Annotated in this window: 21 protein-coding genes; 8 read left to right on the top strand and 13 right to left on the bottom strand. The window is 69.7% G+C overall.

What is annotated here, in order from left to right:
• Positions 1-99: 99 nt before the first annotated feature.
• A complete protein-coding gene (locus tag AC1RNC_RS00220) occupies positions 100-1,059 on the bottom strand; it encodes a DMT family transporter (protein WP_492882713.1) in 960 nt (319 codons plus the stop codon).
• A 132-nt stretch (positions 1,060-1,191) separates the two neighbouring features.
• On the opposite strand from AC1RNC_RS00220, the gene AC1RNC_RS00215 reads away from it, so the two are divergent.
• A complete protein-coding gene (locus AC1RNC_RS00215) occupies positions 1,192-1,554 on the top strand; it encodes a SprB repeat-containing protein (protein ID WP_492882711.1) in 363 nt (120 codons plus the stop codon).
• A gap of 15 nt (positions 1,555-1,569) precedes the next feature.
• Here the strand turns inward: AC1RNC_RS00215 and AC1RNC_RS00210 are convergent, their stop codons facing one another.
• The 4 genes from AC1RNC_RS00210 to AC1RNC_RS00195 all read right to left on the bottom strand — a co-directional run bounded on the left by AC1RNC_RS00210 (position 1,570) and on the right by AC1RNC_RS00195 (position 5,312).
• Positions 1,570-2,301 carry an AraC family transcriptional regulator gene (locus AC1RNC_RS00210; RefSeq protein WP_492882709.1) on the bottom strand — a complete coding sequence of 244 codons (732 nt, stop codon included), beginning with the start codon at positions 2,299-2,301 and terminating at the stop codon, positions 1,570-1,572.
• A gap of 162 nt (positions 2,302-2,463) precedes the next feature.
• Positions 2,464-2,928, bottom strand: coding sequence for a hypothetical protein (locus tag AC1RNC_RS00205; RefSeq protein ID WP_492882707.1), 465 nt, complete (start codon positions 2,926-2,928; stop codon positions 2,464-2,466).
• A gap of 184 nt (positions 2,929-3,112) precedes the next feature.
• On the bottom strand, positions 3,113-4,360 hold the full coding sequence (locus AC1RNC_RS00200; protein WP_492882705.1) for an aspartate kinase: 1,248 nt from the start codon (positions 4,358-4,360) through the stop codon (positions 3,113-3,115).
• A gap of 115 nt (positions 4,361-4,475) precedes the next feature.
• Complete coding sequence (locus AC1RNC_RS00195) at positions 4,476-5,312, bottom strand: hypothetical protein (RefSeq protein WP_492882703.1); 837 nt, start codon at positions 5,310-5,312, stop codon at positions 4,476-4,478.
• Between the two features lie 66 nt (positions 5,313-5,378).
• Here AC1RNC_RS00195 and ubiG point away from each other — a divergent pair, with 66 nt between their 5' ends.
• From ubiG to AC1RNC_RS00175, 4 genes are all read left to right on the top strand, one after another.
• Positions 5,379-6,149: a bifunctional 2-polyprenyl-6-hydroxyphenol methylase/3-demethylubiquinol 3-O-methyltransferase UbiG gene (gene ubiG, locus AC1RNC_RS00190; RefSeq protein ID WP_492882702.1), complete on the top strand. Its 771-nt coding sequence runs from the start codon at positions 5,379-5,381 to the stop codon at positions 6,147-6,149.
• 129 nt (positions 6,150-6,278) lie between these two features.
• The gene (locus AC1RNC_RS00185) at positions 6,279-7,292 is read left to right on the top strand and encodes a YMGG-like glycine zipper-containing protein (RefSeq protein WP_492882700.1); all 1,014 of its coding nucleotides are present in this window, start codon (positions 6,279-6,281) and stop codon (positions 7,290-7,292) included.
• A gap of 120 nt (positions 7,293-7,412) precedes the next feature.
• Positions 7,413-7,721, top strand: a complete 309-nt coding sequence (locus tag AC1RNC_RS00180) for a glycine zipper 2TM domain-containing protein (RefSeq protein ID WP_492882698.1) — start codon at positions 7,413-7,415, stop codon at positions 7,719-7,721.
• 188 nt (positions 7,722-7,909) lie between these two features.
• Positions 7,910-9,067 (top strand): glycosyltransferase family 87 protein, encoded by a 1,158-nt coding sequence (locus tag AC1RNC_RS00175; RefSeq protein ID WP_492882696.1) that lies wholly within the window; start codon positions 7,910-7,912, stop codon positions 9,065-9,067.
• Here the strand turns inward: AC1RNC_RS00175 and AC1RNC_RS00170 are convergent.
• Genes AC1RNC_RS00170 through AC1RNC_RS00155 form a run of 4 tightly spaced genes read right to left on the bottom strand, consistent with a single transcriptional unit; the run spans position 8,965 to position 11,317 of the window.
• Positions 8,965-9,399 carry a DUF1178 family protein gene (locus AC1RNC_RS00170; RefSeq protein WP_492882694.1) on the bottom strand — a complete coding sequence of 145 codons (435 nt, stop codon included), beginning with the start codon at positions 9,397-9,399 and terminating at the stop codon, positions 8,965-8,967. The genes AC1RNC_RS00175 and AC1RNC_RS00170 overlap by 103 nt on opposite strands.
• A gap of 19 nt (positions 9,400-9,418) precedes the next feature.
• Positions 9,419-10,252, bottom strand: coding sequence for a carbon-nitrogen hydrolase family protein (locus AC1RNC_RS00165; protein ID WP_492882692.1), 834 nt, complete (start codon positions 10,250-10,252; stop codon positions 9,419-9,421).
• Positions 10,249-10,503, bottom strand: a complete 255-nt coding sequence (gene grxC, locus AC1RNC_RS00160; protein ID WP_492835757.1) for a glutaredoxin 3 — start codon at positions 10,501-10,503, stop codon at positions 10,249-10,251. The genes AC1RNC_RS00165 and grxC overlap by 4 nt, the downstream gene beginning before the upstream one ends.
• 31 nt (positions 10,504-10,534) lie before the next feature.
• Complete coding sequence (locus AC1RNC_RS00155; RefSeq protein WP_492882689.1) at positions 10,535-11,317, bottom strand: ComF family protein; 783 nt, start codon at positions 11,315-11,317, stop codon at positions 10,535-10,537.
• Between AC1RNC_RS00155 and AC1RNC_RS00150 the strand changes: the two genes are divergently transcribed.
• Positions 11,317-12,231 (top strand): methyltransferase domain-containing protein, encoded by a 915-nt coding sequence (locus AC1RNC_RS00150; RefSeq protein WP_492882688.1) that lies wholly within the window; start codon positions 11,317-11,319, stop codon positions 12,229-12,231. The two genes, AC1RNC_RS00155 and AC1RNC_RS00150, sit on opposite strands and share 1 nt — an antisense overlap.
• Here AC1RNC_RS00150 and AC1RNC_RS00145 read toward each other — a convergent pair whose 3' ends face one another.
• Both AC1RNC_RS00145 and mutT read right to left on the bottom strand, forming a co-directional pair.
• Entirely contained in the window at positions 12,232-12,468 is a 237-nt protein-coding gene (locus AC1RNC_RS00145) for a Flp family type IVb pilin (RefSeq protein ID WP_492882686.1), read from the bottom strand.
• Complete coding sequence (gene mutT / locus AC1RNC_RS00140) at positions 12,384-12,788, bottom strand: 8-oxo-dGTP diphosphatase MutT (RefSeq protein WP_492882684.1); 405 nt, start codon at positions 12,786-12,788, stop codon at positions 12,384-12,386. Before mutT ends, AC1RNC_RS00145 begins: the two co-directional genes overlap by 85 nt.
• A 279-nt stretch (positions 12,789-13,067) precedes the next feature.
• On the opposite strand from mutT, the gene AC1RNC_RS00135 reads away from it, so the two are divergent.
• Both AC1RNC_RS00135 and AC1RNC_RS00130 read left to right on the top strand, forming a co-directional pair.
• Positions 13,068-14,513, top strand: a complete 1,446-nt coding sequence (locus AC1RNC_RS00135) for a DEAD/DEAH box helicase (protein ID WP_492882682.1) — start codon at positions 13,068-13,070, stop codon at positions 14,511-14,513.
• Positions 14,514-14,695: 182 nt separating this feature from the next.
• The gene (locus tag AC1RNC_RS00130) at positions 14,696-16,930 is read left to right on the top strand and encodes a PAS domain-containing protein (protein ID WP_492882680.1); all 2,235 of its coding nucleotides are present in this window, start codon (positions 14,696-14,698) and stop codon (positions 16,928-16,930) included.
• Here the strand turns inward: AC1RNC_RS00130 and AC1RNC_RS00125 are convergent.
• Both AC1RNC_RS00125 and AC1RNC_RS00120 read right to left on the bottom strand, forming a co-directional pair.
• Entirely contained in the window at positions 16,927-18,474 is a 1,548-nt protein-coding gene (locus AC1RNC_RS00125; RefSeq protein ID WP_492882678.1) for a hypothetical protein, read from the bottom strand. The two genes, AC1RNC_RS00130 and AC1RNC_RS00125, sit on opposite strands and share 4 nt — an antisense overlap.
• Complete coding sequence (locus AC1RNC_RS00120) at positions 18,471-19,247, bottom strand: ABC transporter ATP-binding protein (protein ID WP_492884349.1); 777 nt, start codon at positions 19,245-19,247, stop codon at positions 18,471-18,473. The genes AC1RNC_RS00125 and AC1RNC_RS00120 overlap by 4 nt, the downstream gene beginning before the upstream one ends.
• Positions 19,248-19,259: the final 12 nt, after the last annotated feature.

Raw genomic sequence — 19,259 nt, 5'->3', positions numbered from 1 at the left:
GTCCGTTGTAGGACCCCGCGCTTGAACCTGATCTGAACCGCGCTGTTCAGGTTCGCTTCATGTTGAGAAAGCCTTCGGGACGCCAAAAAGCTTGGGGGGTTAGGCGACCAACACGTCCCTCGCCGGCCGATGCAGCCGCACCGACCACAGCACGCCGGCCAGCATCAGCACGATCGCCGCCGTCTCCAGCCCGCGCGGCCAGCGGCCCTCGTACAGGAAGCCGTAGAGCAGCGCGAACAGGGTCTCGAACACGATCAGCTGGCCCGACAGGCTGAGCGGCAGCAGGCGGCTGGCCGCGTTCCACAGGCCGTTGCCGATCACCGAGGCCCCGATCGCGACGGCGAAACTGACCATCCAGAACCAGCCCCAGGCTTCAGGGGTATGGGCCGCCGGCGCGTGAGCCTCGCCGCCCAGGGCGAAGGCTGGAATCACCAGCGCCAGCGACAGCAGGCCGGTGGCCAGGCCCGTCAGCAGCGACCACTCGTGGCTGGTGAACTTCGGCGTCGCGGCCAGGCGGCGGGCGTTCCAGACGGCGTAGGCGGTCCACATCGCCAGGGCCAGGGTCGCGCCCAGCACGCCGACGATCTGCCGCGCGACGCCGACGCCCTGGCTCTCAGTGAACACCGAAACATTGATGCAGACCCCGCCGGCCACGACCAGCGCCAGCGGCGCGGCCAGATGGCGGAGCGCCACGCCCTCCCCTGGCTTCGCCCCAACCAGGGTGACGGTCACCGGCAGCAGGCCGATGATCAGCGAGGCCAGGGCCACGCCCGAACTCTGCACCGAGACCGACAGGCCGACATAGTAGATGAGATTGCCCAACAGGCTCAGCGCGGCCAGGTCCCGCCAGTCCTTGCCGGTCATCTTGCCCATCACCGTCTTCCAGCTCGGGGCCAGCAGCACGGCCGACGCCAGGCCGTAGGCGATGTAGCGCCCGGCCGTCATCTGCAGCGGCGTGAAGGCGGCCAGCAGCTTCGGCGCCAGGAACACCCCGCCCCAGAACGCGCCGGCGATCAGGCCGAACAGCAGGCCCAGAAGGAGGTTGCGGGAGGTGCTCATGCGTCCGGGTTAGCAGGCCCGGCGGCGCCTGGCTTGGCGAAAACTCCCGGAGGTTTGGCGGTTTCTATTACAGGTTGACTCGAAGGTAGAGTGATGGCCTTATCCAACCTTAGGTAACATCAGGAGGGTTGAATGAAGTCCCGTCGTGAATTGATGTTCGGCGCCGCCGGCCTGGGCGTCGGCGCCCTGATGGTCGCGTCCGCCGCCCAGGCCCGGACGCTGTCGGCCAGCGCCTCGCCGTCGGTTATCGGCGTGGGCGAAGGCGAAGTCACCGTCAGCGTCAGCGGCGGCGTCAGCCCCTATAGCTACCAGTGGACGCGCATCTCCGGCTCGACCGATATCGTGATATCGGATCCCAACAGTCCGGTGGTCGAATTCGGATGGGCCGGCTCCTGGAGCGGACCGCCGCGTCTGTCGGCTTGGGTGTGCCAGGTGACCGACGGCAACAACGACACCGCCAGCACGAGCATCCATGCCGCCTATGGCGGCGCCTGAGATTGCCCACTGAGGCTAGCGCCGCTTTCGCCAGGCGCCGGGGGTGACGCCCAGCGCCGCCTTCATGCGCCTGGTGAGACCGCTCTGATCGCCGTGCCCCGTGCGCGCGGCGATCTCGGCGATCGACAGGCGGGTGTCCGACAGCAGGCGCTGGGCCGCGCGCAGCCGCGTGTCGGACAGCGCGCCGTGCGGCGTCGTCCCGTAGGCGTCGGCGAACCGCGCGAAGAACCGGCTCTGGCTCATGCCGGCCTCGGCGGCGAGGTCGCGGACGGTCAGCGGCTGATCGTAGCGGGCCTCGATTATCGCGACCGCTCGCGCCAGGCGCGGGTCGACAGCGCCCGGCGCGGCCGAGAGACCGCGCAGCAGCAGCGGCGTCCACAGGCTGGCGACGCCGGTTTCGATCGCGCCGGGCGCCTCGCCGGCTAGGTACTCGAGAAGGCCGCGCACCGCGCCGGTGACCGGGGCGAACGGTCGCTCGCGCAGGCGTTCGAACGGCCTCATCAGCGCCCCGCCGATGTCGGCGACCACGAACAGGTTCTCGCCCGAGGCGGCGAAGGCGTGGCGCGCGCCAGGCGGGACCACCGCCGCGCGGCCCGGATCGACCCGGCCGCCCTGGCCGTCGATCTCCATCTCCAGTACGCCGCGGCGCGGCAGCACGATCTGGTCGAAGGCGTGGACATGCGGCGGCGCGTCCTCGCCATAGCGGCGGAACGACAGTTCGGCGGGGGCTGAGAGGTGGTGGCCCATAACGGCTACCCTGCCCCATTCCGATCTTCCCGGCGAAAGCCGGGACCCAGATCTCGGGGCGTTTGGGCTGACTGGAGGCACGCGGCGCGACTAGACCCCGCCCCCGCGCTCTTCCATCTGGACCCCGGCTTTCGCCGGGGAAAACGGAGGTGGGAGTTCGGGCTACCCGTGCCCCGGCAGGGCCAGCGGCTCGTCGGCGTCGGCCACCAGCTTGCGGGCCTGTTCCAGCGCCGCGTCGATGTCGGTCTCGATGAACTCGACCTCGAGATCGGTCAGCGGGTGCGGGGCGGCGACGACGTTGCGCAGATAGGCGCGCTTTTCCGCCTTGGTCATGGTCCACCAGCCGACCGTATGGCCTTCCTCGATGACCGCGTCGCCCATGGCCAGCAGGTCGTCGGTGTCGAAGATCGGCTGGCCGGGCTTTTCCGGGAACCACTGGCCGTCGTCCGGCAGGGCCTGGTCCAGCTGGTTCAGCAGCGCCGCCAGCCACGGGCTGATCAGCAGCGGCTTCTCGTAGCCGTCGCCGAACTTGGCGCGCAGCAGCAGGTCGTAGAGCAGGTCCAGACCGGCGTCGCCGTGGAAGGTGACGGTCTTGGCGTCGGGATCGAACTTGAAGACGTCGGGCATGGGGGCTCCGTGGGCTGGCGCCCTCATAACGTCCGAACGCGACGTTTTGTAGAAGGAAGATGGCGGTGAAGCCCCCTCCGACCGCTTCGCGGCCACCTCCCCCATGAAGGGGGAGGAGAACCTAAGCGTGCTCCCCCTTCATGGGGGAGGTGTCGGCGAAGCCGACTGAGGGGGCCGCTCAGCCTTACAGCTGATCCAGCCCATACACCGCGTGCAGGGCGCGCACGGCCAGTTCGGTGTAGGCCGCGTCGATCAGGACCGAGATCTTGATCTCCGAGGTCGAGATGACCTGGATGTTGATGTTCTTCTCGGCCAGGGCCTTGAACATCGACTGAGCGACGCCGGCGTGGCTGCGCATGCCCACCCCGATCACCGAGACCTTGGCGACGTCCTCGTCGACGGCGACGTCCTCGAAGCCGATCTCCTTCTGGGCCGTGCGGACGATCTCGACGGCGCGGGCGGCGTCACGCTTGCCGACCGTGAACTCCATGTTGGCGGTCGCGGCGCTGCGGGCGCGCGACTGCACGATCATGTCGACGTTCACATTGGCGTCGGCGAGGCGGCCGAAGATCTGCGAGGACACGCCCGGGTGATCGGGCAGGCCCAGCAGGGTGATCTTGGCTTCGTCGCGGCTGTAGGCGACGCCCGAGACGATGCGCTTTTCCATGATTTCTTCCTCGTCGCAGACGATCGTACCTTGGCCGGGAGCTTCCCCGGGTTCGACGAAACTCGACAGCACCCGCACCGGGACGCGATGGGCCATGGCCATCTCGACCGAACGGGTCTGCAGCACCTTGGCCCCCAGCGAGGCCATTTCAAGCATCTCTTCGTAGCTGATCTTGGCCAGGCGCCTGGCCTTGCTCTCGATCCGCGGGTCGGTCGTGTAGACGCCGTCGACGTCCGTGTAGATGTCGCAGGCGCCCTTCACGGCGGCGGCGATGGCCACGGCGGAGGTGTCCGAGCCGCCCCGGCCCAGGGTGGTGATGCGCTGGTTCGGGGTCACGCCCTGGAAGCCGGCGATCACGGCGATCTCGCCGCTGGCGAAGCAGGCTTCCAGATTGGCGGGCGGGATGTCCTCGATGCGGGCGCGGCCGTGGGCCTCGTCGGTGATGATCGGCACCTGCCAGCCCAGGAACGAGCGGGCCTTGTGGCCCATGTTGCGCAGGGTCATGGCCAGCAGGCCGGCGGTCACCTGCTCGCCCGAGGCGACCACGGTGTCGTACTCGTCGTCCGACTCCGGAAGACCTTGCGCGGCGCGGCCCGCGCCGTCGGTCCAGGCGACCAGCTCGTTGGTCTTGCCCGACATGGCCGAGACGACCACCGCCACCTGCTTGCCCGTCGCCACCTCGGCCGCGACCAGGCGCGCCACCCGACGGATGCGCTCCAGGTCGGCCACCGACGTGCCGCCGAACTTCATCACCAACCGAGACACGTGCCTGTCACCTCGAAAACCGGTCAATTCTTGCGCGGAACGCGGCGCGAGGCCCCCGCTCGCGCAAGCCGCCGCCTTCTAGCGACCTTGATGCGGCGCCGCAATGCTCTGACGGCTATTTTGGGCCCGAAACGTCCGGAACCGGCGGAACCTGGACCGCCACCACCTGTCGGGTGGCGCGGTTGACGCCCCACAGCGTGCGCTTCGCGTGGGGATCGCCGCCGCGATCCCAGGCGATGGCCTGGCCCTCGAACGGAATCGCCAGGGTCGCGACCAGATCCAGGGTCGCCCCGCCCTCGGTGGGAATGGCCAGGGCGTAGAGCTCGGGCCGGTCGTGGCCGGTGACATAGAGCAGGCCGTCGTCGCCGAAGCCGCCGCCCGAGCAGCTGTACGGCGCCATGCGCTCCAGCACCGCCGCCGGCAGGGCCCAGGCCCCGACGCGCCGCCACTGGTCGTCGAACTTCACCAGGGTGGTCCAGCGATGGTCGCGCCCCGGCTCGCCGCCCTTGGCGTCGTAGTTGGCGAACATCGCCCACCAGAATCCGTCGCGGCGGTCGACCCAGGTCAGGGAGCCGATTCCCGGCCCCAGCGGAATGGTCCGCGTGTGGGTCATCTTGACGGGATCGAACAGCTCGACCGCGCTGTTCTGCGGCACACTGGGATAGTTCGAGCCCGCGCAGACAAGGTCCTTGCCGACGATCAGGCAGGCGTTCAGGTGCTTGAAACGCACCGGGTCGCCCGTCCACTCGGCCTGCTTGACGCCCGTGGCCTTGTCGTAGCGGGCGATCCTGCCGTTATCGACGGCGTAGAGGTGGGCCTTGTCGGCCGCCACGCCCTGGTTGGCCTCGGGCGCGTCCAGGCGGCGGGTCTCGACGGTCGTGAGGGACGGCTCCTGGGCCGAAACCTGGCCGGCGACCACGGTCAGCAAGGCGGCGGCGATCAAGGACTTCATCGGCTTTGACTCCAGGCGCTCGACCGGACCCTAGCCCGGACGCATGGGGCGCTCTAGATTGGCTTCATGACGGACACCACCTCGCCCTCCCCCTCCGACGCGCCTTCCTGGAGCATCGACCCCGCCGACGTGGCGCGGTTCTCGGCCATCGCCGCCGAGTGGTGGGACCCCAAGGGCAAGTTCGCGCCGCTGCACGTGTTCAACCCCTGCCGCCTGGCCTTCATCCGCGACCAGGCCCTGGCCCGGTTCGAGCGCGACGGAACGGTCCGCGCGCCGTTCGAGGGCCTCTCCCTGCTCGACATCGGCTGCGGCGGCGGTCTGCTGTCCGAGCCGATGGCCCGGCTGGGCTTTTCCGTCACCGCCATCGACGCCTCCGAGAAGAACATCAAGACCGCCGCCACCCACGCGGCCGAGCAGGGTCTGGCGATCGGCTACCGTCCCGCCACCGCCGAACAGCTGCTGGCCGAGGGCGCGGGGCCGTTCGACGTGGTCCTGACCATGGAGGTGATCGAGCACGTCGCCGATCCGGGCGAGTTCCTGCGCACCTGCGCCAAGCTGCTCAAGCCCGGCGGGCTGATGATCGTCGCCACCCTGAACCGCACGCTGAAGGCCCTGGCCCTGGCCAAGATCGGCGCCGAATACGTGCTGCGCTGGGTGCCGCCGGGCACCCACGACTGGAAGCAGTTCCTCAAGCCCGAGGAGCTGCGCGCCTTCCTGGCCGGCGAGCCGGTCGAGATGCAGGGCCCGTTCGGCGTGGCCTACAATCCGCTGACGGGACGGTGGAGCCGCTCGGCCGATGTCGACATCAACTACATGATGACCGTCACCAGGGGTTGAAACGAAGCTGAGCCGGGAACTTCGGCCCGAGGCGCGGCTTCTCTCCGCGCAGGGACTTGAACTCGGATTGGCGACCCAACTTTCGGGGGGTCGGCCGTCGATCCGTTCTAGAGGGAACGGAGACTTCTCATGACTTCCAAGACTTTGGCCGCCGTGCTGGCCGCCACCATGGCGTGCGGCGCGGTCGCCCCCGCCTTCGCCCAGGATTCCGCGTACCAGCGCAGCCTTCAGAACTACGACGCTCAGCGCTCCAACTACTATGACAAGGTCGCCGAGTATCAGGAGCGCCAGGACGCTTATGAGCGCGACCGCGCCAACTACGTCCAGGCCCGCGAGGACTATGACCGTCGCTACGGTCGCGGCGCCTATGACCGTCGCTATCCCACCTACGCCACGCGCTACAGCACGGCCCAGTATCGTGAGAGCGCCGCCTACTACTCCGAGCAGGCCGATTTCGAACGGGCCCGCGCCAACTATGAGCGCGCCCGCTACAACTATGACCGCCGCAACGGCGATGGCGCCTATGACCGCCGCCATCCGCGCGACGCCGACCGTTTCCGCACCAGCGGCGTGAGCTACGCCTCGGGCTCCAACTACGATCCGGGCCGCCAGCAGTGGGAGCGTGATCGCGATCGCTACACCTCGGCCCGCGACGCCTATGACCGCCGCTACGGCAATGGCGCCTATGACCGTCGCCACCCGGGCGAGGGTTCGCGCTTCGCCGCGCCCTATGCCGGCGCCTACAGCATCGACACCAACGCCAACGTCTCCGCCGCGAACGACTGCCGGCAGGACGCCAAGAGGAACGCCACCGTCGGCGGCGTGATCGGCGCGCTGGCTGGCGCGGCGCTGGGCTCGAACGTCGCCGCCCGCAACGCCCGTCCAGAAGGCACCGTGCTGGGCGCCCTGGTCGGGGCCGGCGTCGGCGCGGCCGTGGGCAACGCCTCGGCCAAGTGCGACACGCGCGGCGCTTACTACAGCTACGAGCAGACCCAGCCCTACCGCTACAGCGACGGCCGCTACGCCAGCTCCGGCGAACGCTGCCGCCTGGCCCCGGCCCCGACCGAGTACAACGGCCGCGTCGAGACCCGCTATGTCCGCGTCTGCCCCGACGCCAACGGCCACTATCGCGTCGAAGGCTAGTATTTCGACGACGTAAGACCTGACCTGACGGTCGGCTGCCCGACTTTCTGGCAACCGACCGTCGGCTTGGGCGTTTACGAGCCGAGGGATCTACAAGAACAATTAATCGGAGAGCCCGCCATGCGCGCCCGCCTGAAGACCATCGTCCTGGCCACCGTCGTCGGTTTCACCGTCAGCAGCGTGGCCATCACCGCCGCAGAAGCCCAGCAACGCCGTGAGCGCGTCCTGGTCTGCAACAAGTCCAAGGCCAAGAACGGCGCCATCATCGGCGGTCTCGGCGGCGCTCTGCTCGGCAACACCGTCGCCGGCCATGGCAACAAGACCGAGGGCACGCTGCTGGGCGCCGGCGTCGGCGCCGTCGCCGGTCACGAGATCGGCAAGGGCAAGAAGAAGTGCCACTACGAGTACCGCTATTATCGCAACCGCTAAGCGCTAAGCGCTAAGCAGCGCTGACAGACAAAAGGGCGTCGGACTCCGGTCCGGCGCCCTTCGTGTTTGGGGCCTATGGCGAGCAATAGATCCACCCAGGGATTCATTTCTCCGACGGATCAATTTTTAAGACGCCTTTTAAGAGTTTTCGCAACCTTGGGGACACCTGTCACAACCCCGAGGGTGATATGTCCGTTGGCCGGAAGGACCATCGCCAACCGCCGCTGGCGGCGCTGCTGACTACATTCGCCGTGCTGGGCATGCTGGTGGCGCGCGACGTGACGATCCAGCCCGTCGGCCTGGATTTCCTGTGCTTCTGGAGCGGCGGCCGCGTGGCGCTCGTCGATCCCGGCCGGCTCTACGATTTCCAGTATCTGACCCTGCGCCAGGGCTTCGATCCGGCCAGCGGGATTCTTCGCCCCTACCTCAACCCGCCCTCGGCCCTGCTGCTATTCGCGCCCCTGTCGCGGCTGCCGTTCCTGGCCAGCTACCTGACCTTGATGGCGCTGAGCGTCGCGGTCGTGGCGACGGCGGCGGCGAGGATCCGCGCGCCATGGTGGTGGCTGCTGCTGCCGTCGGTGGCCTTCGCGATCTTCTGCGGCCAGCTCAGCCTGCTGATCGCCGGCCTCGTCGTGTTGGGCCTGTCGTTCCGGCGGCGGCCGCTGATCGCGGGCCTGCTGTTCGCGGTCGCCGCCTCGCTGAAGCCGCAGCTCCTGATCCTGCTGCCCTTGGCCCTGGCGGCCCAGGGACAGTGGCGCGCCATCCTGTTCACCGGCGGCTGGGGCCTGCTGATCTGCGCGCTGTCGGCGGGCGTGTTCGGGCCGCGGACCTGGGTCGACTGGTTCGCCGCCCTGCCGCGCTTCCACGGGATCGTCGCCAGCCAGGGCCTGCTCGACACCGCCATCACGCCCTATGCGAAACTGACGGCCCTCGGCCTGAACGGCGCCTGGGCCTATCTGCTGGCGCCCGCCGTCCTGTGGGGCGTGTGGACGGCCTTCCGCCGCGACGCCGCCTGGCCCGACCAGCTGATCGCCTTGCTGGGCGGGGCGCTGCTGATCTCGCCCTACGCCATGAACTACGAGCTGGCGCTGCTGGCCCCGGCGGTCGCGGCCTATGTCGCGCGGACACAGGATCGCCAGTGGCTGGCCTACGCGACCGCCGCGGCGCTTTATGGCCTGAACATCTCGGCGGGCTCGCTGTCGCTGATCGCGGCCCTGATCCTGCCGGTCCTTGGCAGGGACCTTCAGTTCACCTCGGTCTTCTTCGGCGCGGGCGGCGGCAGCGGGGCCACGCGCACGCCGTCCTCGACCAGCGCCTTGACCTCGGTCGGCGAGGCCTCGCCGTAGATGCCGCGCTCCTCGGACTTGCCCTCGTGGATGGCGCGCGCCTCCTTGGCGAAGGTGTCGCCGACATAGTCGAAATTATCCTCCACGTGGCGGCGGACCTCGCCCATGGCCGTCATCATCATCTCGCGCATCTTCGGATCGACGGCCGGCGCGGCGCTTTGCGCCTTCGTGCCCGCCACGGCTGGAGCCATGATCTGCTTGGAGACGCCGCGCGACCCGCACAGCGGACATTCGACGAGGCCCCGCGCGGCCTGGTCGTCATAGTCCGACGACGAGCCGAACCAGCCTTCGAACTCATGGGCCGCGTCGCACTGAAGCGCGTACTTGATCATGGGCTATAGATGGCGAGCTTTAGGGGCCGACGAAAGGCCTGGCGTTCTGAAGGACCGGGATCGCCGCCCGCGCCGACAGGGCGGCGGGCAGGTCGAGCTCGGCTATCAGCACGGCGGGCTCATCATGGTCAAGCTTGGCGATCACCTCGCCCCACGGCCCGACGACGATCGAGCGGCCCCAGGTGCCGCGGCCGTCCTCGTGGAAGCCGCCCTGCGCCGCGGCGATGACGAACGAGCCGGTCTCGATGGCGCGGGCCCGCAGCAGCACGTCCCAGTGCGCCTCGCCCGTCGGACGGGTGAAGGCGGCCGGCGCGGTGATCACCGTCGCTCCGGCCAGGGCCAGGGCGCGATGCAGGGCCGGGAAGCGCATGTCGTAGCAGATGGTCAGACCGAACGTGGCGAACGGCGTCTCGACCACCACGGCCTTGTCGCCCGGCGTATAGGTCGCCGACTCCCGCGCCGTCTCGCCGGTCGGAAGATCCACGTCGAACATGTGCAGCTTGTCGTAGGTGGCGACGATCGCGCCGGTCGGATCGATGACGACCTGACGATTGGCCGCCTTTCCGTCCTCGCGCCGCACCAGGGCCGAGCCGACGTCGATCCAGGTCCCGGTCTCGGCCGCGATGGCGCGCAGGCCATTGACCACCGGGTCGTCCGCCAGCGCCGTCAGGGTCGGCAGCAGCTTGCTCCGGTCCTTCTGCAGGACATTGGTGCATTCCGGCGTCAGCACGAACCGGGCGCCTTGCCCGATCGCCTCGCGCACCAGCGGCGCGACATGGGCCAGCGCCGCCGCGTGGGTCGCGGGCGTCCGGGTCTGGATCAGACCGACTCGCAAGGACGCGGACGGGCTCATGCGGCGAGAAGAGCGTCCAGCTTGCCCTCGCGTTCGAGGGCCATCATGTCGTCGCAGCCGCCGATGTGCCGCTCGCCGACGAAGATCTGCGGGAAGGTGGTGCGGCCCGAACGGTCCATCATCTCCTGGCGCAGCTTGGGATCCATGCCGGCCTCGACCTCGGTGAAGTCGGCGCCCTTGTCGGTCAGCAGGGCGAGGGCGCGGGCGCAGTAGCCGCAGAACGGGCGGGTGTAGATGGTGACGTGAGCCATGGAACGGTCGATACCCTGGTGTTGTGCGTCCTCATATAGGACGGGCCTGCATTTCTGTAACGCGGGCGACGACGGAAAGCGTCACCGACGCCGCGCCGGCGGCCAGAAGCGCTCGCGCGCACCCCTCGGCCGTGGCGCCTGTGGTCAACACGTCATCAATCAGAACGATCCGCCGGCCGACAACCCGGTGTCGCCTCCCTTCGGGGACGGCGAAGGCGGCCGCCACGTTGCGCCGCCGACCCGAGGCCGACTTGCCGCCCTGGCTGTCGGTGTCGCGCCTGCGGATCAGGACGTCGGGCAGGTAGGCGAGCCCGGTCATGCGGGCCAGGGGCCGGGCGATCTCGGCGGCCTGGTTGTAGCGGCGGCTGAGCAGGCGAGACCGGTGGACGGGCGTCGGCACGATGGCCTCGGCCTCATCCAGCAGATCCACCGAGGCGCGCGACAGCCAGCGGGCGAACAGGCCGGCCAGGTCCGTGCGGTCGGCGTGCTTCAGCTTCAGGATCAACTCGCGCGAGTGCTCGTCATAGACGCAGGCGGCGCGGCAGCGCTGGAACGCCTTGGGCCTGGCCTGGCAGGCGGCGCAGCGCTCCAGCGCCGCCTCCGCATAGGCCATGGCCAGGCCGCAGCCGTCGCAGACCGGATCGTCCAGAAAGGTGAGTTTCGAAAAGGCGCTGGCGGTCAGCCCGCCGCTGAGCGCCGCCGCGCCGTCCAGGCTGGAGGGCGGCAGCAGCAGGTCGAGCACCGAGCGCCCGAGTCCGAGCATGAGAGGTCCGGCTTTCCAGAACGGTTCGGAATCGCCATGTTCCGCGCGCAATGACCGCCTCCCCCCTGCTCTTCGACCGCGCCCTGCATCGCGTCCGCCTCGACCGCGCCGCGCCGGGCTACGCCTCCGCCGACTTTCTCAAGGCCCGCGTGGCCCAGGACGTGGTCATGCGGCTGGAGACGATCCTGCGACGCTTTCCGGTCGCCGTCGACCTCGGCGCGAGAAACGGTCATTTTTTCAAAGCCTTGAGCGACAGCGACGCCCGCGCCAACATCGATACGCTGATCGAGACCGACCTCTCGGCGCGGATGCTGGACGGTCGCCAGACCCTTCGCGTCGCCGCCGACGAGGAGCGCCTGCCGTTCGGCGACGCGACGCTCGACCTGGTGGTCTCCACCCTGTCGCTGCACTGGACCAATGATCTGGTCGGGGCGCTGATCCAGATCCGCCGCGCCCTGCGCCCCGACGGTCTGTTCCTGGGCGCGATGTTCGGCGGCGCCACCCTGACCGAGCTGCGCCAGTGCCTGCTGGCCGCCGAGGCCGAGATATCGGACGGGGCGTCGATGCGGGTGTCGCCGTTCGCCGACGCCATCGACGCGGCGGGCCTGTTGCAGCGCGCCGGCTTCGCCCTGCCCGTCGCCGACGTCGATCGCGTGAAGGTCCGCTACCCCCACCCGATCAAGCTGCTGGGCGACCTGCGGGCCATGGGCGAGACCAGCGTGCTGCTGGACCGCTCGCGCAAGCCGCTGGGCCGCAAGGTGCTGTTGCGGGCGATGGAGCTCTATGTCGAGAGGTTCGCGGAGGCCGACGGCCGCGTGCCGGCGACGTTCGAGATCGTCTCGGTGACGGGATGGGCGCCGCACGACAGCCAGCAGAAGCCGCTGCGGCCGGGCTCGGCCAAGATGCGCCTGGCCGACGCCCTGGGGGTCCAGGAGCAGCCGACCGGCGAGAAGCCCAGGCCCTGATCAGGCGCCGAGGGCGGCCTTGGCCTTGTCGAAGGCCCCGTTGAGAGCCCCGCTCAGCCCCGTCAGCACGCCGACGAGGGCCAGGGCCAGCAGTCCGACCAGCAGGGCGTATTCGATCGCGGTCGCGCCGGACTCGTCGGTCCAGAAACGCTTCAGAGCACGTCGCGCAGCCAGGCCACCAGAGGCTCGTCCGCGGGCGGCATCGGATAGTCCGCAAGCTTGTCGGGTTTCACCCATGCCAGGCCCTCATGCTCCTTGCGCGTCACCTGGCCTTCCCAGCGGCGCAGCAGATAAAGTGGCATCAGCAGGTGAAAAGATTCGTAACCGTGGGACGCGAACACGAACGGCGCGAGGCAGGCCTGGGCGACCTTGATGCCCAGCTCCTCGTCGAGCTCGCGGATCAGGCATTCCTCGGGCGTCTCGCCCGGCTCGACCTTGCCGCCCGGGAACTCCCACAGGCCGGCCAACTGCTTGCCCTGGGGCCGCTGACAGATCAGCACCCGCCCGTCGACATCGATCAGGGCGGCGGCGGCGACAAGGACGATCGGCTTGGTCATGAGCCGGGTTTGGCGCGGCGTTCCGACGCTGGCAAGGGCCCCGAGCCTCGCCTTCCTTGACTTTTGCACTGCAACAAGCGATATCCGCTTCGCGCTCCATTGGCGCTATCGGTGCTCCAGCCGCGTGACGGTCCGTTTCCGGACCAGCCTGTCGAGCGCCCTGAAGAGATTCTCATTAGATCGCCCGTGCACGCGGGGCGCTCCTCCGACGACCAGCCGAGGGGCCAGCCGTGCGAGGACGCATGGGCTGTCTTTCGGCGCACGAAAGACAAAACACACGTGACTCAATTTTCCGACCTTGGCCTGGCCAAGCCGCTGCTGAAGGCCCTTGCCGAGAAGGGCTACAAGGAGCCGACGCCGATCCAGGCCCAGGCCATCCCGGTCGTGCTGCAAGGCAAGGACCTGCTGGGCATCGCCCAGACCGGCACCGGCAAGACCGCCGCCTTCGCCCTGCCGATCCTGCAGCGCCTGGCCGAGAACCGCATGCCGGCCCCGCGCCGCGGCTTCCGTTGCCTGGTGCTGTCGCCGACCCGCGAACTGGCCACCCAGATCGCCGAGAACTTCAAGGCCTACGCCGTCCACATGGGCCTTTCGGTCCACACCATCTACGGCGGCGTGAAGTACGGCCCGCAGATGAAGGCCCTGGCCGGCGGCATCGACGTGCTGGTCGCCACCCCCGGCCGCCTGATGGACCACATGGCCGAGAAGTCGGCCAGCGTCTCGGGCGTCGAGATCTTCGTCCTCGACGAGGCCGACCAGATGCTGGACCTGGGCTTCGTGGTGCCGATCCGCAAGATCGCCGCCCAGATGTCCAAGAACCGCCAGAACCTGTTCTTCTCGGCCACCATGCCGACCGAGATCGGCAAGCTGGCCGCCGAACTGCTGAAGGATCCGGTGCAGGTCTCGGTGGCGCCGCAAGCGACCACCGTCGAGCGCATCGACCAGCGCGTCCTGTTCATCGAAGCGCAACGCAAGCGCCCCCTGCTGGCCGAGATCCTGTCCGAACCGGGCGTTGATCGCACCATCGTCTTCACCCGCACCAAGCGCGGCGCCGACCGGGTGGCCAAGTATCTGAACGCGGCGGGCATCGAGGCCGCCTCGATCCACGGCGACAAGACCCAGGGCCAGCGCGAGCGCGCCCTGGCCGCCTTCAAGGCCGGCGAGATGCGGGCCATGGTCGCCACCGACATCGCCGCGCGCGGCATCGACGTCAACGACGTCAGCCACGTGATCAACTACGAGCTGCCCAACGTGCCGGAGGCCTATGTCCACCGGATCGGCCGCACCGCCCGCAAGGGCAAGGACGGCATCGCCATCAGCTTCTGCGCCGATGACGAACGCAACCTGCTGAAGGACATCCAGAAGGCCACCCGCCAGACGATCCCGTCCTTCGACCGCCGCAACGACAAGCAGCTGGCCGCCGCCGCGGCCGTCGCCGACAAGCTGGCTCCGGCCGAGAAGTACGTCGATCCGCGCAAGGCCGATCCGCGCAACGACGTGCCGTCGGAACTGCGTCGTCAGCGTCCCCGGGGTCGCAATGGCTCCAATGGCGGCGGCGGTGGACGCTCCGCCGGCGGACAATCGGCCCAGGGCAAGGGCCCGCAGCGCCAGGGTCAAGGCCGGGGTCCGGGCCAAGGTCAGAAGGCCGGGGCTCCCCGGAACGAGTTCCGCGGCCCCAAGCCCGCGGCCGCTCCGCCCGAAAAACGCTGGTCCCCGATCGACTAATCCTCATTTCGAACAATCCGTTGCGCCCGGAGAACCATTCGCGTTTTCCGGGCGTTTTCGTGCGTGCGTTCACCAAAGCCCCGCTTGAATCCGGACGGGCTATGGGTTCACCTTGTTCAGGGCCGGTCGTCTGATCGGATGGGGGACCGCAAATGGGCGAGGGCAGGCCACGCGCCGCGCCTGTGCTGACTAGAATCGCGGGCGGCGAGATGGCCGAGCGCGTGCGTGCGTTCGACTGGTCCCAGACGCCCGTCGGCCCCCGCGACGCCTGGTCGCCCAGCCTGCATCTGGCCGTGGACATGATCCTGGCCACCAACTTCCCGATGGCCCTGCGCTGGGGTCCAGAGCTGGTCCTAATCTACAACGACGCCTACGCGCCCGCCCTGCACGAGCGGCACCCCGAGGCGCTGGGCGCGCGGCTGGACCAGACCTCGCCCGACTTCCAGGCCTCGATCCGCGCCTTCCACGAGGACATCCTGAACGGAACCAGCGGCGGCTTCGCGTTCGAGAAGCTGCCCCTGAAGGTGACGCGCCACGGAACCCAGGAGATCGGCTACTTCACCATCAGCTACAGCCCCGTGCCAGACGCCAGCGCGCCGAACGGCATCGGCGGGGTGCTGGTCACCGCGGTCGAGGTCTCGCAGTCGGTGGCCGACCAGAAGACCCTGAAGACCACTCAGGAGCGCTACGAGATGGCGCGCGACGCGTCCGGGGTGGTCGGAGCCTGGGACTGGGACATCAAGGCCAACAAGGTCTATGCCGACGCCCGCTACGCCGAGCTGCATAACGTCTCGCCCGAATTCGCCGCGGCCGGCCTGCCGGTGCAGAGCTATACGCCCGCCGTTCATCCCGACGACCGCGAACGCGTCCGCGACAGCGCCTTGAAAGCGACCCAGGAGGGCGGCGACTTCTCGCACGAGTATCGCCTGGTGCAGGCCGATGGCTCGATCCGCTGGGTCTATACGCGCGGCCGGGCCTATCTGGACGAGGATGGGCAGCCGGCCCGCAACACCGGCGTCGTCGTCGACATCACCGAACGCAAGCAGGTCGAGGCCGAACTGGCGGCCGCGCGCATAGACCTCGACCTCGCCGCCCAGGCCGCCGGCATGGGTCGCTGGGACCATAAGCCCCATATCGGCCAGCGCTTCTGGGACGCCCGCGCCCGCTCGATCTTCGGCCTGTCGCCCGACGAGAAGCCCACGCAGGAGACCTTCGAGCGCCTGCTGCATCCGGACGATCTGTCCCGGGTCCGCGCGGCCGTGGCCGCCGCCACGGATCCCTCCGGCGACGGCGCGATCAATCTCGAATATCGCATCCGCCGCGGCGGCGACGGCGCCCTGCGCTGGGTCGAGGTCTTCGGCCGGGCCTTCTTCGACGGCGGCCAGTGCGTGCGCTTCGTCGGCGTCGCGTCGGACGTCACCGAGCGCCGGGAAGCGGTCGACCGCCTGCTGCGTCAGGAACAGACCCTGCGCCTGGCCATGGACGCCGCCGATGTCGGCACCTGGGACCTGGACCTGGACACCCGCGTGCTGACCTGGTCCGACCGCTGCTGCCAGATGTTCGGCCTCCCGTCCGGCGAACCCGTGGATGTCGAGACCGCCTACGGGCTGATCCATCCGGCCGACGTGGAGCGGGTGCGCGACGCGGCCAGGCGGGCCACGGATCCGACCCTACGCGCCGACTATGCCGTCGAGTATCGCGTCATCGGCCGCGACGACCATGTGGAGCGGTGGCTGGGCACGAAGGGCAAGGTGTTCTTCGGCGACGACGGCAAGCCGCACCGCGTCGTCGGAGCTCTGGTCAACATCACCGAGCGCAAGCGCGCCGAGCTGCACCTGCGCCTGCTGGTCAACGAGCTGAACCACCGGGTGAAGAACAGCCTGGCCACCATCCAGGCCATCGCCGCCCAGAGCTTCAACGGCGCCCGCGCTCTGGACCAGGCGCAGGAGGCCTTCTCCAACCGCATCGTCGCCCTGGCCGAGGCCCACGACCTCCTGACCCGCGAGAACTGGGAGGGGGCCGAGCTGCACGACGTCATCAGCCGCGTGGCGGCGCTGCATGGCGGCCCCGGCCGGTTCGACCTCAGCGGGCCATCGATCCGCCTCTCGCCCAAGAGCGCCCTGTCGCTGTCGATGGCCCTGCATGAGCTCGCCACCAACGCCATCAAGTACGGGGCGTTGTCGACGCCGGAGGGCCGGGTCCGCGTCTCCTGGGCGCTGGCTCCCGATCCCGGCGCGGCGCGGCTGGACCTGACCTGGACCGAAAGCGGCGGCCCGCCCGTCGCGCCGCCCACCCAGCGCGGCTTCGGCTCGCGCCTGATCGAGCGCGGCCTGGCGGCGGAGCTGTCAGGCTCGGCGGCGATCGACTTCCAGCCGGACGGGGTGGTGTGCCGGATCCGGGCCCTGCTGGAGGCTTAGCTCGCCACGCGCAGCGCCGCCGCGATCTGCTCGTCGGTCCTTCGCAACGCCATCATCACCGCGCCCGCGACGATCAGCGGCGGCAGCGCCCAGACCAGCCAGCCCGCCACCGCCAGCGCCGTCGCCACACCGATCAGGGTGGCGACGAACAATTCGGCCAGGGTCGCCAGCAGCGAGGCGCCGCGCCGGCGCCGGAAGTCGGCGCGCTTGCCGGGCTTCTGATACCAGACTCCGATCAGGCCCGTGCTCCAGGCCGACAGCCCCGCGCCGATCGCGGTCCACAGCCCGGCCAGCGGCGCGTACCAGGCCAGGACCGCGATCGGCGCGGCCAGCAGCACGGCCACCGGCAGCAGGGCGGCGGTCAGCTTGGCCTGGCGCAGAACGCCCATCGGGGCGGGCGCTATGGCCAGCAGGTCCGGCGTGTCCTCGGCCGAGACGGTGATCCAGACCAGGCTCCCGGCTACCTGTCCGGCCAGGAAGGTCACGACGGCGGCCGGTCCGGCCAGCGCCCAGACCGGCATGTGCGCGGCGCCGCGGGCCAGCACCAGGGCCAGCGGCAGCATGTACAGCACCCGCAGCAGCACCTGCGACAGCAGCGCCGCGTCTCGGCTGATCAGGCGCAGCTCCTTGCGCACCGTGGCCTGGAACGGCCCGGCGGCGAAAGCGCGCGTCGGGCCCTTGGCGCCCTTGCGGGTCTCGGCGCCTTGGGTGGCGGCGGCGGCGTCAGCGAAACGGCGGCCCAGGGTCTGGGCGGCGAACAGGAAGATCCCCGCGCCCAGCACCACCAGGATCAGCAGCGGGATCGGCTCGCCCAGGGCCGCGCGCAGCGGCAGGTCTGCGAACGGCGGCGGCTGGATACGGCCTTCGCGGGCGTCCGTGGCGATGCGGGCGAACAGGCTCTCGCTGGCCTTCTGGCCCATCAGGTTGCGGTACTGGCTGGCCAGGAAGAACGCCGCGCCGATCAGGGCCGCCATCACCTGGGCCACGGTGCGCGTGCGGCGCGGACCGATCAGGGCGAACAGCGCCATGGCCAGCAGCAGGCCGACGCCCGAGGCGGCCAGGGCGGCGGCGGCCAGCACCACGAAGACGCCCAGCCAGGCCGGATGTCCCAGCACGATCGACGGCGTCAGCAGCAGCACCGCCGGGACCATGAACCAGAGCCCGGCATTGACCGCCAGCCCCAGGGCCCGGACGAACAGCACCTTGCGCGGCGCCAGCGGCGAGGAGAACAGCAGATCGAGATCGCCGCGCTCGTAGAGGGCGTCGGCCGAGGCCGCCAGGGTGCTGGACAGCATCAGGGTCAGGATCACCGCCAGCGCCAGGTCGACGATGACCACCGCCAGCGGGACCACCGGAACCTGCTGGCCGCGCAGGGCCAGGCCCATGGCCACGCCGCCGAACACGATCAGGCCGCCCAGGATCACGAAGGCGATCAGCGCGCCGGGTCCCCGCCCCTTGCGCCCCGCCAGAAAGCCGCGCCAGGCCAGGCGCAGCTCGTGGGCCAGCAGCCACGCCGTGCTGGCCGGCTTGAACGGCAGGCTCACGCGACGACGCCCTGAGGGACGGCCTCTGAGGTCAGCTGCAGGAACACGTCCTCCAGCGTCCGGCCGCTGGCCTCGCCGGCCTTGCCGCGCAGCTCGTCCAGCGTGCCCTCGGCCAGCAGGCGGCCGCCGGCGATGATGCCGATGCGGTCGGCCATGCGTTCGGCCACTTCGAGAATGTGGGTGGTCAGGATCACCGTGGCGCCGGCGTCGACGCGGGCCCGCAGCATGTCCTTGACCAGGCGCGCGGCCGCCGCGTCGAGGCCGGTCAGCGGCTCATCCAGGATCAGCAGCTTGGGATCGTGGATCAACGCCCCGGCCAGGGCGACCTTCTGCTTCATGCCGCGCGAGAAGCCCTCGCACCGGCGCCGCGCCTCGCTGGTCAGGCCCAGGGTCTCCAGCAGCTGCTCGGCCCTGGCCTTCGCCGCCTTGGGCTCGATGTTCCAGAGTCCGGCGACGAACTCCAGATATTCAAGCGGGCTGAGCTTGTCGTAGATCATCGCCTCGTCGGGGGCCCAGGCCAGCAGGGCCTTGGCCGCCGCCGGGTCCGTGCGGGCGTCGACCCCGAAGATCGCCACCGCGCCGCTGTCGGGCTGGGTCAGGCCCGCCACCATCCGCAAGGTGGTGGTCTTGCCCGCACCGTTGGGGCCCAGCAGCGCATAGAGCTCGCCAGCGTGGACCGTCAGGTCGAGGTCGGACACCGCGGGCTTGGCGAACGTCTTGTTCAAGCCGCGAACGATCAAGGCTTCCGTCAAAACCCGCCCCCAATACTGCAGGCGGGCATGTGA

It is taken from the genome of Caulobacter sp. GW822-FHT01G02 (assembly GCF_058802865.1).
This window is presented reverse-complemented; position numbering and strand designations above follow the sequence as displayed.

Excerpts from the sequence above, each read along its gene's own strand:
- AC1RNC_RS00220 (WP_492882713.1), bottom strand. The coding sequence starts at position 1,059 with ATGAGCACCTCCCGCAACCTCCTTCTGGGCCTGCTGTTCGGCCTGATC.
- AC1RNC_RS00215 (WP_492882711.1), top strand. The coding sequence starts at position 1,192 with ATGAAGTCCCGTCGTGAATTGATGTTCGGCGCCGCCGGCCTGGGCGTC.
- AC1RNC_RS00210 (WP_492882709.1), bottom strand. The coding sequence starts at position 2,301 with ATGGGCCACCACCTCTCAGCCCCCGCCGAACTGTCGTTCCGCCGCTAT.
- AC1RNC_RS00205 (WP_492882707.1), bottom strand. The coding sequence starts at position 2,928 with ATGCCCGACGTCTTCAAGTTCGATCCCGACGCCAAGACCGTCACCTTC.
- AC1RNC_RS00195 (WP_492882703.1), bottom strand. The coding sequence starts at position 5,312 with ATGAAGTCCTTGATCGCCGCCGCCTTGCTGACCGTGGTCGCCGGCCAG.
- ubiG (WP_492882702.1), top strand. The coding sequence starts at position 5,379 with ATGACGGACACCACCTCGCCCTCCCCCTCCGACGCGCCTTCCTGGAGC.
- AC1RNC_RS00185 (WP_492882700.1), top strand. The coding sequence starts at position 6,279 with ATGACTTCCAAGACTTTGGCCGCCGTGCTGGCCGCCACCATGGCGTGC.
- AC1RNC_RS00180 (WP_492882698.1), top strand. The coding sequence starts at position 7,413 with ATGCGCGCCCGCCTGAAGACCATCGTCCTGGCCACCGTCGTCGGTTTC.
- AC1RNC_RS00175 (WP_492882696.1), top strand. The coding sequence starts at position 7,910 with ATGTCCGTTGGCCGGAAGGACCATCGCCAACCGCCGCTGGCGGCGCTG.
- AC1RNC_RS00170 (WP_492882694.1), bottom strand. The coding sequence starts at position 9,399 with ATGATCAAGTACGCGCTTCAGTGCGACGCGGCCCATGAGTTCGAAGGC.
- AC1RNC_RS00165 (WP_492882692.1), bottom strand. The coding sequence starts at position 10,252 with ATGAGCCCGTCCGCGTCCTTGCGAGTCGGTCTGATCCAGACCCGGACG.
- grxC (WP_492835757.1), bottom strand. The coding sequence starts at position 10,503 with ATGGCTCACGTCACCATCTACACCCGCCCGTTCTGCGGCTACTGCGCC.
- AC1RNC_RS00150 (WP_492882688.1), top strand. The coding sequence starts at position 11,317 with ATGACCGCCTCCCCCCTGCTCTTCGACCGCGCCCTGCATCGCGTCCGC.
- AC1RNC_RS00145 (WP_492882686.1), bottom strand. The coding sequence starts at position 12,468 with ATGGGTGAAACCCGACAAGCTTGCGGACTATCCGATGCCGCCCGCGGA.
- mutT (WP_492882684.1), bottom strand. The coding sequence starts at position 12,788 with ATGACCAAGCCGATCGTCCTTGTCGCCGCCGCCGCCCTGATCGATGTC.